At 64.7% G+C, this 12267-nt stretch carries 11 protein-coding genes; 8 read left to right on the top strand and 3 right to left on the bottom strand.

All coding sequences use genetic code 11. The features are described from left to right. The first annotated feature begins 25 nt into the window (after positions 1-25). From ON44_RS09150 to ON44_RS09140, 3 genes are all read left to right on the top strand, one after another. Entirely contained in the window at positions 26-835 is an 810-nt protein-coding gene (locus tag ON44_RS09150; protein ID WP_083897752.1) for a sirohydrochlorin chelatase, read from the top strand. A 273-nt stretch (positions 836-1108) separates the two neighbouring features. Further along, positions 1109-1687, top strand: coding sequence for a hypothetical protein (locus ON44_RS09145; RefSeq protein ID WP_051181795.1), 579 nt, complete (start codon positions 1109-1111; stop codon positions 1685-1687). A gap of 2 nt (positions 1688-1689) precedes the next feature. Next, complete coding sequence (locus ON44_RS09140; protein WP_083897745.1) at positions 1690-4557, top strand: M48 family metallopeptidase; 2868 nt, start codon at positions 1690-1692, stop codon at positions 4555-4557. Positions 4558-4771: 214 nt separating this feature from the next. Here ON44_RS09140 and ON44_RS09135 read toward each other — a convergent pair whose 3' ends face one another. Together ON44_RS09135 and ON44_RS09130 are read right to left on the bottom strand one after the other, a co-directional pair. Next, positions 4772-5488: a PP2C family protein-serine/threonine phosphatase gene (locus ON44_RS09135; RefSeq protein ID WP_040688060.1), complete on the bottom strand. Its 717-nt coding sequence runs from the start codon at positions 5486-5488 to the stop codon at positions 4772-4774. 91 nt (positions 5489-5579) lie between these two features. Further along, positions 5580-6179, bottom strand: coding sequence for a PadR family transcriptional regulator (locus ON44_RS09130; protein ID WP_040687976.1), 600 nt, complete (start codon positions 6177-6179; stop codon positions 5580-5582). A 125-nt stretch (positions 6180-6304) separates the two neighbouring features. Here ON44_RS09130 and ON44_RS09125 point away from each other — a divergent pair, with 125 nt between their 5' ends. The 3 genes from ON44_RS09125 to ON44_RS09115 are packed head-to-tail and all read left to right on the top strand — an operon-like array spanning position 6305 to position 9354. Further along, on the top strand, positions 6305-6721 hold the full coding sequence (locus ON44_RS09125) for a nuclear transport factor 2 family protein (protein ID WP_040688058.1): 417 nt from the start codon (positions 6305-6307) through the stop codon (positions 6719-6721). Then, positions 6718-8205, top strand: a complete 1488-nt coding sequence (locus ON44_RS09120) for a phytoene desaturase family protein (protein ID WP_040687973.1) — start codon at positions 6718-6720, stop codon at positions 8203-8205. The genes ON44_RS09125 and ON44_RS09120 overlap by 4 nt, the downstream gene beginning before the upstream one ends. Before the next feature lie 12 nt (positions 8206-8217). Beyond that, a complete protein-coding gene (locus ON44_RS09115) occupies positions 8218-9354 on the top strand; it encodes a 2Fe-2S iron-sulfur cluster-binding protein (protein ID WP_040687971.1) in 1137 nt (378 codons plus the stop codon). Between the two features lie 61 nt (positions 9355-9415). Here ON44_RS09115 and ON44_RS09110 read toward each other — a convergent pair whose 3' ends face one another. Then, a complete protein-coding gene (locus ON44_RS09110) occupies positions 9416-10072 on the bottom strand; it encodes a TetR/AcrR family transcriptional regulator (RefSeq protein ID WP_040688056.1) in 657 nt (218 codons plus the stop codon). Positions 10073-10198: 126 nt separating this feature from the next. Here ON44_RS09110 and ON44_RS09105 point away from each other — a divergent pair, with 126 nt between their 5' ends. Further along, positions 10199-11332 carry a VOC family protein gene (locus ON44_RS09105; RefSeq protein WP_040687968.1) on the top strand — a complete coding sequence of 378 codons (1134 nt, stop codon included), beginning with the start codon at positions 10199-10201 and terminating at the stop codon, positions 11330-11332. After that, positions 11329-12267, top strand: coding sequence for a fumarylacetoacetate hydrolase family protein (locus ON44_RS09100; RefSeq protein ID WP_040687966.1), 939 nt, complete (start codon positions 11329-11331; stop codon positions 12265-12267). Before ON44_RS09105 ends, ON44_RS09100 begins: the two co-directional genes overlap by 4 nt.

The following is a 12267-nucleotide window of genomic DNA, read 5'->3' as shown; positions in this document are numbered from 1 at the left end:
CCACGGACAGGGACCGAGTAGACCGATGTTCGGGCCTGTCCGGGTCACGGCTGCCACGCCGATCGGCGGATACGCGGAGCCCAGGCCTGCGCTCGTCGCGGTGGCGCACGGCAGTCGGGATCCGCGCTCGGCCGCGACGATGTCGGCGGTCGTCGCCGATATTGCCGCCGCCCGGCCGGATATCGATGTGCGGCTCGCGTTCCTCGATCTGAATGCGCCGTCGGTCGAGCAGGTCGTGAATGCCATTGCCGCGCAAGGGCACACGCATGCGGTCGTGGCTCCGTTGCTGTTGGGCAGCGCTTATCATGCGCGAGTCGATCTACCCGGCCTGCTTACTGCCGCCCGCGCCGCCCACCCCCAACTCGTGCTGACCCAAGCCGACGTTCTCGGGCCGGACCCGCGACTCATCACTACCCTCCGCGACCGCACCCTGGCCGCGCTGGGGACGACGGTGCATGGCATACAACCACTCGATGGACAGTCGAGAACGGGGGTCGTTGTGGCGGCGGTCGGGACGGCATCCGCGACGGCGAATGCCCGGACTACCGAGGTCGCGCGACAGCTTGCGGCACTGACCGGCTGGCACACCGAGATCTGCTTCGCGACCACCGAACCTTCTGTTACCCAGGCAATTTCGCGTTTGTACGCCAGGGGTGCCGATCGGGTGCTCGTGGCGCCGTGGTTCCTCGCACCCGGGCGGCTCACCGATCGTCTGGTGGCCGCCGCACCCGATGTGGTGCATGCGCACCTCATCGGCGCCGACACGGCATTGACCGAAATAGTCTGGGACCGTTATGACACCGCGCTCACCAACGCACTGAGCCTCTCCGCCTGATCGGGGCCGACAGCCTCCGAACAGTTCCGCGCCTGAGGCCATTAGCATTCGAATGACCAGCGCCTCAGGATGACCCGCTGCTTGTGGTGCAGGTCAACGACATCCGGTCCGTATCTTTCACGCCTCCGAAGACCGAAGGCGTAAAAGTCATCAGCAGCACAGAATCTCGCATCGCCGCCAGCCCGACTATCCGGCGGTGCTTCCGGTTAGTGGATACGTCGCGAAGTCTTAGTGGAACGCCGGTGACCTTGTACGCTTTTGACCTAGTTGAACATGAGCGAGGCATCGGGGGATCCTGTGTCGGTCGGAGACGGTGAGCGGGGCGATGACACTGTGGCGGTGAAGGTGACCACGGTGCGGCCGATTGTCCGCGACGTCGTTGCGGAGGTGGCTCCTGATGAGCTGTCGTTGTTCGATGGGCTGGACGCATTCGATGATGACGTGGTGACCCGAAGGTTGCGACGCACGGGGAAGCGAGGCGATCCGCTGGGATTCGGCGTGGCCGAGATCGCGGCGCTGGCGACGCCGGTCATCTGGATCGGTGTCCAGCATGCCGCACAGCGCTTCGGTGAGGCCGCCGCCGACACAGCTACCGTCCGAGTGAAACGGTTGCTCCGCAAAGCTTTCCGGATCCGTCCAACGCCGGTTCCCGTACCGGCGCTGACGCCGGAGCAGCTTGCCGAGGTTCGCAGCCATATTCTGGCGCTGGCCGCCGAACGCGGAATGGACCGCAACCGTGCCGCCGTCGTGGCCGACGCTGTGGTGGCCAGGCTGGCGCTGGCACCCAACGGCCGACGGTTGGTGACGGGTGAGCACAACACGGAAGACGAACCCGCTGGCGACAGCGCCTAACGATGATGGTTTCGGGGGGCGCTCGCTCTCGCGTCGATGAGCGAGTGATCGGGGCCGGGACGGCCATGCGGTTCGCGCTGTTGCTGGTTCTGCTGTTCGTGACCAGTGGTCACATGGCGCAAGATGCCCTGTCGAGCAGTGGTGGTTGGGGTTGTTTCCTGGCTGCGGGAGGCCAGCGGGGCGAGTCCCTTCTGCGTGGCACGTTGCTGATCCAGCACCAGCAGCGTGCGTATGACTTGTGTGAGCAGCGTTTCGGCGGATTTCTCGCCCCTTGGTGGGTCGCGCTGGCTATTCCAGTGGCGGTGCTGGCTGCGGCGAGTGTGGTGTTCCTTCTCATCCCGATGTGGAAGGCACGCCGAGGCAAGGTCGTCCCGCTGGACTCGGTGGACCGGGACGGTGAGATCAGCAGACTCGTCAGCGATCTCGCGGCCGTGTCCGGGCTCGATCGCACACCCCGGATCGTTGTCGACCCTGTGACGTCCTCGACCGGTGCGGTCGTGTTCGGCCGGACGCGGCGGCCGGTGGTGTGCCTGCACGGTGGTCTGGTGGCCTGCCGGAACACAGACCCGCACCGCTTCCGAGCTGTGCTCCTTCACGAGCTGGCGCATATCCGCAACCGCGATATCACCATCACCTATTTCACCGTTGCCGTGTGGCGGGTGTTCCTCGTCTGTGTGCTCGTACCGTACGCGGTCCGGTACGGGCTTGTTGCGATCGGAAGCCGGTCGCCTGGCGACCTTCCGTACTCGACTCGGAATGTCCTGCTCACTGTCTTCCTGATCGCGATCACATATCTTGCGAGATCGGATGTACTGCGCAGCCGCGAGATCCATGCTGATCTGGCCGCGGTCCGCTGGGGCGCCGACCCGAGGGGATGGATCGTGCCCGCCTATGATGCGAAACGAAGTAGGTCACGCCGTGCTGTGTCGTCGTTCGTCGAGCTGTGGCAGACGCATCCGCGCTGGCAGCTGCGCAGTGGGGCCCTGGATGACCCCGCCGACCTGTTCGCCCTAAGAGCGGTACCGATGTTTCTCACCGGTGCCGCAGCCGGGCTGGTGTTCAGCCAACTGTCATTCAATAAACAAGTGTCCGGCCTGAAGTCGACGGTGGCCGGATATCTCGGCGCAGTGTCGGCATCCGTTTTGATCACAACAGTAGCCGGAATCGCGTTGTGGCGTGCCGTCGTTCATGCGACGGCCACCGGTCGGCCGGTGCCGACGGGCAGCCTCGCGGGGCTGTCGTTGGGATGCGGGCTCGCGTCCACTGAGTTCGTCATCGATCGGGCAGCGATCACGAAGTGGCTCCCGCAATGGCCGGTGGTCCTGTCAGTGGTCGTCCTGTTCGGTGTCATGTTCGCGTGGTGGGTCATACAATGCGGTGTGCTGTGGGCCAGAGCATGGCCGGGACAATCGCTTCGCCCGGTGATGTACCTGATTCTGGCGGGCTCAGTCGTCGGGTGGATCGCATGGTTTGGGTGGTGGGGACCGCTCGGTCAGCAGTACATGGTCGGCTGGCCGCTAGGCCACACAAACTATTCCGATTACTTGCTGGAGCAGACCGGCGGGCCGATCGCTGGACATACCGCGGAGTGGACCGCGATCAGCACCGTGACACCGCACCTGATTTCGTTGACCGTGCCGGTGAGCTCCATCGCCATCGGCGCGGCCACGCTCGTGCCCTTACTGGCGTGGACAGTGGCCCCCACCCGCATTCGCCCACGCTGGATACGAGAAATGTTCCGCGATAGCGGCGCAGCCGATCCACCGCGGCTCGTGCCACTACCGACGCTGCGAACGATCGTCGTTCCCGGGCTGCTCGGCGGAATCGCCTGCTGGATGGCCGCCGCGGGTGTGCTGCAGTACCTGCATATGTGGCGCCCGCAACCCGGAGCCTCGTTCGGGTTCTATGCCTGGATCTACCTCGGTTGGATCGTCGTCTGCCTGCTGCTGGCGATGATCGTCGCGGCGACAATGGCCAGCGTACGAACAAGCTCTTGCCGCTTCGTGGTCGCACTTGCCGCCACGCAGGTTGCATTGCTGGTCGGCTTCGCCGGCGTGTTCGTTCTGATGTCGTCCGAGGGCTGCTTTCGACCGCTGAACACGTTGACCACGGTCTGCGTGTGGCGGCCGAAGGCGACCGGCTCGCTGGTCGAGTTTCTTCTCGTACCGATCGCGATTCTGGGGCTGGCGATCGCATTTATGACAGCGGCGGCGGCATCGGCGGTACTTGCGATCCGTCCGGCACGCACTAGAGTCCGTTCAGCGCCGAGGCGGGTGCCGGTCACCGTTGTCGCTGTGAGAAACCGACGACTGGCAGTCGGAGTCGTCGTGACGGCGCTTACCGCGCTGGGGGCGGTGCCGGTCTTCGCCCCGAACCACGAATCAGCCGACGACAGGTCCGGCGTGGTCGTCAAGGATCCCGCCGCGACACCCGTCTCCCCCGAGATCAGGACGGAAGAAATCAAAGCATGGTTTCTCTACGGCGGCAAGGAGTACCTGGACCGCATCTTCTCGGCGTCTGATCGTTTGTTCGCCCTGCTGCAGGGCTTGCCGGAATCCGGCGAGGCCGACATTTCACCACTTGCCGACATATGCAACGACCTCGAACAGACCGTGCGAGAGGCTACGGAATACTTCGACCTACCCGACCCGGACCTAGGCCTTCTCTGGCGACGGTTCCTCACCCTGGCCGACAACAGCAGCGGACACTGCCGCCGCGTAATACAGCAGCTGAACAGCGATGACCTCGACCCTCAACTGTTCCGAACTCTATCGGCCGAACTCGGCACAGCGCTATCAGAGATCGGTGATGCACTAGAGCTTTTCAGCGCCGTCACCGACCGGATCCTGCTAGTAGTGCTGGGTCGGTAACGACTCACTTTCGACCGAACGCCGCTACCAGTTGTGTTTCATGCAACATTGTCGAGATGGAATCGGCGGGAGGCGAGAGCGACAGTAACAACTGATACACGCTCGAACTCGACGGAACCATCATTCGCCCAAGCGAATTCGACTTTCGATTTCGAATTCTCGGCCCGGACCGCCCTCCGGCCCGGAGAATAAATCCGGTGTGCCGAAAGACAATTCAGTCGACATAGACGACGATAGCCGTCGCGTTATCTTTTCCGCCCGCCCGATCGGCGGCAGCCAAGAGCCTGACGACAACGGACTGCGGATTGACCCCACGGCTCAACCAGTTCCGGAGGTCGTCGTAGCCGACCTGCTCGGATACACCGTCGGTGCACAGCAGGTACCTATCGCCGGGTTGCATCGTCACGCTCAGCACATCCGGTTCCGGGGCGTCACCGTGTCCGATGTAGCGGGTCAGCTGATACCGCGCCGACGCGGCCTGCGGCGAATCGAACGGATACCAGCCGTGCACAGCGCCGAGCCACGCCATCGTGTGGTCGGTTGTCAGTAGTTCGAGCAGCCCGGCGCGCAGCCGGTACACCCGGGAGTCGCCGATCTGCACAAGCCAGCAGCCCTGCGGCGCGGCGACCATGGCGGTCAGCGTGCATCCGGCCAAAGTCCGCAATTCCTGACCGATCCGACTCACCCGAGCGTGCGCCGCCGCCACCGCGGCACGCAACGTGTCCGGCCCGAGTTCCACCGCATCCGCGACGTGTTCGACGAAGATATCCACCGCGGTCCGCCCCGCCGACGCGCTGCCCGGCCCATCTCCCATACCATCGGCCACCAGCGCCAGCAACGGCTGCTCACGGAGATAGGTGACATCGAAATTCGCCGCATAGCGTCTGCCGATATCGCTGCCCACCGCAACGTCGATCACGGGACTGCGCACCCGCGAATTCTGGCACACCGCGCCATCTCAGGGAGGCCGCATCACCTTCTACGGTCGGGCTGGAACGCGCGCGCCGAATACGGTCCGGCACTCACCGCGGCATGATCGAGTCCAGATCGGCCGGGGTCGCGGACCCCGAAACGATGCGGCGGTCGATGGCACCCAGCGCGAACTCCCCCCAGCGAATGTTCTCCTGCTCGAAGGAGATTCCGCGCAGCAAGGTCAGGTAGGGACCGATGCGCTCGGCCTCGGCCAGATACGCCTGCTCGCTGCGCCCATCGAGCAGCCGGGCGCGCAAGCGTTCGTAGCGGGCCAGTTTCGCCCTGGACCAGTCCAGCTTCTCGGCCACCGCGGCGCGTACGGTCGGCGCATCGTCTGCATCCATGCCCTGCACCTTGACCATCAATTCATCGCGGACGGCGGTCGGTTTGGCGGGCTCGGCGATGAATGCGCGCAGCGCGGCCCGACCGGCCGCCGTGATGGCGTGCAGGCGCTTGTTCGGACGACGCTCCTGCTGCACGACCCGGGTCTCGATCAAGCCCTCGGCGGCCATCCGCTCTAGTTCCTTGTAGAGCTGCTGGGGAGTGGCCATCCAGAAGTTGGCCACCGAGGCGTCGAAGCCTTTGGCCAGGTCATAGCCGGACGCCTCCCCTTCCAGCAGAGCGGCCAACACCGCGTCTCGTAACGCCATCTGCCCAGACTACCACTCTCGATGACTATTCAAATTATTGTCTAATCAACTCTAGACACTAGAGCGCATACACGGATACCGTTCGGAGTTGATAGGCAAATAATTGACGATGAAAGGTGGAATCGATGCATCCCTTCCGTGCAGCTGTGGAGGCCCGCGACGAGGCCGCGATCGAGGCGCTGCTGGCCGACGACGTGGTGTTCACCAGTCCGGTCGCGTTCAAGCCGTATCCGGGCAAGGCGATCACCGCGGCCATCCTGCGTGGGGTGATCCGCGTATTCGAGGACTTCCGCTACGTACGCGAGATCGCCGACGCGAACGGCCGCGACCACGCCTTCGTCTTCGAGGCCACCGTCGACGGCAAACAGCTCACCGGCTGCGACTTCCTGCATTTCGACGAGCACGGCAAGATCGACGACTTCATGGTGATGGTGCGTCCGCTCTCGGCCGCGCAGGCGTTGGCCGCGCGCATGGGTGAGCAGTTCGAGCAGATCAAGGCCGAGGCCACCGAGCAGTTGCAGCGTGAGGCGGCGCAGGCGTGACCGATTACGACGCCATCGTCATCGGCGCAGGCAATGCCGGGCTGACGGCCGCGGCCACCTTGCAGCGCGCGGGTGCGCGAACTCTGTTGCTGGAGCGGCACAACGTTCCGGGCGGCTGCGGAACCTCTTTCCGCCGTGGACGTTTCGAATTCGAGGTTGCGCTGCACCAACTTTCGGGTGTCGGTGCCGAAGGGCAGCCGATGTCGTTGCGGGATGGCCTGTTCCAGCAGCTGGGTATCGCCGACAAGCTTGAATTCGTACAGGAGCACGACCTGTACCGTGCGGTGATTCCCGGGCAGCTCGATCTCACGCTGCCCGCGGACTGGGATGCCGCGATCGACGCTATCGAAGCAGAGTTCCCCGGCAACCGCGACCGGACGGCGAAGTTCTTCGAACTGCTGAAGCAGGTGACGTTCTGGCAGATCGCCGCCATGCGCGGGATGCCGGTCGAGCAGATCGACCCGGTGCTGTTCGAATACGGGCTGCGGCCAATGAAGGCGGTGCTCGACGAGTTCTTCGACGACGACCGGATCAAGGTCGCGCTCGGCATGTACTGGACCTATCTCGGGCAGCCGCCGTCGAAGCTGCGGTTCCAGGATCTGGCGCTTACCTTGTTCGCCTACTTCGAATTCAAGCCATGGCATCTGCGCGGCGGCTCACAAGCCATGTCCACCGCCATCCTCGACGCCTTCCTGCAGGCGGGCGGTGCGGTGCGGTTCAACACCGCGGTCGAGGCCATTCTCACCGATGCGGACCAGGTATTCGGCGTCCGGCTCGATGACGGCACCGAGGTCACCGCTCCCGACGTAGTATCCAACGCCTCGCTGCCGACCACCTACGGAATGCTCGAAGGCATCGACCTGCCCGCTGCGGTACGAGATGATCTGGCTACCAGGCGAATCGGCGTATCCGGTTTCGTGCTGCACATGGGCCTGGACGCCACCCCGGCCGAACTCGGGTTCACCACCAGCACAACCTTCGTCAATATGGACACCGACGACGACCGCACCTACAACGCGTGGCGATCCTTCCAGCCCGCGCGCGGAATCTGCGTCAGCTCTTACGATGTCGCGCCGATCGGGTTCGCGCCCACCGGCACCACCCATGTCAGCCTCATGACCCTGCAATACGGCGAAATCTGGCGCAATGTGGCTCCGTCGGAATACGCACGCACCAAATTCGCCTATGCCCAAACGCTGCTCGACCTGTGCGAGACCATCACCCCCGGCATCCGGGACGCCATCGAAGAGGTCGATGTCGCAACACCATTGACCATGATGCGCTACCTCGGCCACCCCGGCGGCACGATCTACGGCTACGACCAGGACGCCACCGAGAACTGGCTGTTCCGCAACAGCGAACGCGAAACCCACATACCCGGACTGCATCTGGCCGGTTCCTGGGCAGGCCTCGGCGGATTCCAACCCACCCTCGAAGCCGGCGCACGCGTCGCGCGTCGCCTGCTGCGCGCCAAGGCCGCCTGAACGGAGCACACCATGAAGCACCCCCTCGCAGAACGGTTCGACGGCGCGGCACAGATCCTCGTCGAAATCGATTCCCGCATCCCCGACACCCGCGACCACCCCGCCGAAACCCGCGCCACCATCGACGCCTACCACCCCCAGCGGCTGCGGCTGATCGTCGCCGAGATCATCGGCGAGACCGCGACCACCAAAACCTTCCGGCTCGAGGGTGTCGACCAGCTCGAGCTGCCGCCCTTCCTGGCGGGACAGTACGTCAATGTCTTCGTCGACGGCACCAGCCGCCCGTACGCCATCTCCTCGAGCCCGGCCACGCTCGACCATTACGACCTGACCGTGCGGCGCGTCCCCGGCGGACGCATCAGCAATCTGCTCATCGAAACGGTGCAGGTCGGGCAGGTACTCACCACGACCGGGCCGATGGGTACGTTCCACCACAACCCGCTCTTCCACGGCGACGACCTGGTATTCCTCGCGGGCGGCTCCGGTGTCGCCCCGGCGATGAGCATGATCCGCGAGATCGTCGACCGCGATCTGGACCGCACAGTCCACCTCGTCTACGGCTCCCGCTCCGCCGACGACATCATCTTCCGCGCCGAACTCGACGCACTCGCCACCCGATATCCCGGTGTCGTCGTCGACCACGTCATCACCGAACCCGACACCGACTGGACCGGGCCAACCGGATTCCTCACCGCCGACACCATCCGCGCCCTGACCGGCGAACTCGACGGCCGCATGGTCTACGTCTGCGGCCCGCAGGCACTCTATCCGTACGCGCTCGGACAACTCCGCGCACTCGGCCAGCCGCGCAAGCGAATCCGCTTCGAAGCAAATGGCGCACCGAGCGACCCGGCCGCCCAACCCCGTTGGCCCGCCGACGTGGATCCTGCCGAGCACGTGACCGTCACCGTCGGCGGCATCAGCTTCCGTACACCACGCAACCGACCCCTGCTGGATGCGTTGGAGGACAACGGTATTCGGCCCGAAACGGCATGCCGATCCGGTGAGTGCAGCCTGTGCCGGGTGCGGGTCGTCAAAGGTGAGGTGCACACCGCCGAGGAAGCGAAACTACGACTGTCCGACGAGCAGTTCGGCTACACCCACTCCTGCGTGGCCTACCCGATCAGCGATGTGGAGATCGATCTGTGAACATGCCCCTCCCTGAATCCGCCTTCTGACGCGGCTTCAGTGGTCACGCCGCGGCGTGATATCAGGCGGCGTTGTCCGGCACCGCGCCGATCGGCGGCAGCGGTCGCTCGCAGATCTCACGCGCCTCGTCCGGCGGAATACCGAACATGCGCAGCAGATCCTCGGTGACCTCGTCCGCGGCCGCGGCATCGTCGCGTTCGGGGTTGTCGTGCAGGAGCTGACCGAGGCATAGCGAGGCGCCGGCGACGATGGTCATGGCCAGCTCCACATCGCGGACCTGGAACCGTCCCGCGCGCACAGCGGCATCGATATCACGGCGTGCGCGGGGCGCGAGACCCTTCGTGGAGCTGACAAGGGCCAAACCGTGATTGAGCAGCACCTTGCTCAACGTGGGATTTCTGCGGTGCAGACGACCGGTCAACCGGAAGCTCTGCGCGAAGATATGCGCTGGATCGTCCATGCCCTCGGTCAGCACGTCGAGGGTTGAGCCGTGCCGATCGAGCGCCTCCTCGATCGCGGCGCGGAACAAATCCTCACGACTTTCGAAGTGGTTGTAGAACGATCCCATCCCGACATCGGCGGCCTGGGTGATCTCCAGGATCGGCACATTCGGTTTTCCGGCGGCGAGGAAGGACTGGGCCGCGCTGACCAGCGCCGACCGGGTACGTGCTTTTCGCCGCTCCAAGCGATTGGGTTCGGCGCCGGTTTGCTCGCTCATCACCTCTCCCTGGTCCATCCCGCAATCCTAACCCGTCGAGTCAGTAATGACGAATTCCTCAGAATATCTTGACTGAACGCGCCCTCGTAAGTGACGATATATTCAGTTACTTGAAGGGAGAGGCCGATGATCGACCAGCACGACCCGCACGCGGGTCTGCACAGCGAGTTCGGCGCCGAGGCGGGGGAGCATCCGGGTCGGGCCCGGAATCCGATCATCAAGGTGCACGATCTGGCGTGGCTGGAGTTCGAGAAGCCCGACCTGGCCGCCGCCGAAATCTTCGCTTGCGCTTTCGGTTTCACGACCGTGCTGCGCACCGCGGACGAATTGCAGCTGCGTGGCACCGACCCCGGTGCACCGTGTGTGGTCATCCGCCGGGGCAACCGTTCGAGGTTCATCGGACCCGCATTCCAGGCGGCGACCTCGACGGACCTGTTCCGACTCGCGCAGGCCACCGGCCTCGAGCCGGTACCGCTGCCGGAGAGCATCGGCGGCTCAGCCGTCGACCTGCCCGATCCGAGCGGATTGCGGGTGCGGGTGGTCGCCGATACGCATGTGCTCTCCGCCCTGCCCGCCCAGCAGCCGCACACCTTCAATTTCGGCCACGAATCGCCGCGGACGAACCTGACCCAACGGCCGCCGCGGGAACCAGCCAAGGTGCAGCGGATCGGGCATGTGGTGATGCAGACGACCCGTTATCGGGAGACGCTCGACTGGTATCTGAAATACCTGGGCATGATCGTCAGCGATTTCCACTATTACGCGGGACAACGCGAGCGCGGCCCGGTCATGAGTTTCATCCGTTGCGACCGCGGCCGCACTCCCGCCGACCACCACACACTCGCGCTGACGCTGGGTCCGGTCAACCGGTACGTGCACTCCGCCTATCAGGTCGCCGATCTCGACGCCCTGGCCGCGGGCGGGGAATATCTACTCGACCACGGTTACCGGCGGTCGTGGGGCATCGGCAGGCACATCCAGGGCAGCCAGATCTTCGACTACTGGCGCGATCCGGACGGGTTTTTGGTCGAGCACTTCAGCGACGGCGATATGTTCGACTGCACACTGGAGCCCGGCTGGGCGCCGATGACCGCATCCGGGCTGGCCCAATGGGGACCGCCCATCACCAAGGACTTCCTCGGCCTCAAACCCGGTCGGGAATCGGTTCGCGAACTGCGCGGCATATTCGACGCGCTGCGCGCGGACAACGAATTCGACCTACACCGCCTGCGCGGTCTACTGAAAGTTGCCAACTCATGAGTATTTCCGTTCTCCGAACCGCCGGCGCCTGGTGGGTGTCGACGTCGACGGGGGCCGCGCCGGTGGATACCGCCGCGACCACCACCGGTCAGTTGCTCGCCGACCGGCAGGCGCTGGCGGCGGCTGCGGCGGGTACCGAGGTTGTCCCCGTCGAAAGCCTCGCGCTGGTGTCACCGGTTACCGCACCGTGCCGTGTGGTTGCGCAGATGACGAATTTCGCATCCCACGTGCGGGATTCGGGTGGCGATCCGGAAACCGTGCCACTGACGTTCTTCCGCAAATCCTCCGGTTCGATCAGCGGACCGCTCGACGATGTCATCCGGCCCGCGCACGTGCGGTTGCTGGATTACGAGGTGGAGATCGGGTTGGTCTTCGGTAGGGAGCTGCCGGTCGGGACCGCGATCACCGCCGACAATCTCGCCGACTACGTCGCCGGACTCGTTGTCACCAATGATGTTTCGGCGCGCGATGTGCAATTGCCGAAAACCCAGTTCTACGAGGCGAAGTCGTATCCGACCTTCACACCGGTGGGTCCGGCGTTGGTGCTGTTGGATGCCGACGAGTTGAAGCGGTTCACCGATCTGCGGTTGCGGCTGTGGGTCAATGGTGAAGTGCGCCAGGATATGACGGTCGCCGATATGATCTACGGCCCCGTCGAGACGCTGCAGGCACTGACCCGATTCCAACGACTCGATGCGGGTGATCTGCTGCTCACCGGTACCCCGATCGGCACCGCGATCAGCGCCCCGCCGAAACCGGTCGCGATCATCGCCTCGCTGCTCCCGGCGGCGACGAAGTGGAAGCTGTTCTTCAAGGGGCAGGCCAAGAACCCGAAGTATCTGCGCGACGGCGACATCGTCGAGGCCGCAGTGGCAACAGATGACGGCACGATCGATCTGGGTCGCCAGCGTACGGTTGTGCGGTACGCGCGGTGA

Source organism: Nocardia vinacea NBRC 16497 (assembly GCF_000308835.1).
GTDB classification, from domain to species: Bacteria; Actinomycetota; Actinomycetes; order Mycobacteriales; family Mycobacteriaceae; genus Nocardia; species Nocardia vinacea.
Note: the sequence above shows the minus strand (reverse complement) of the source record. Positions and strands in the feature narration are given on the sequence as shown.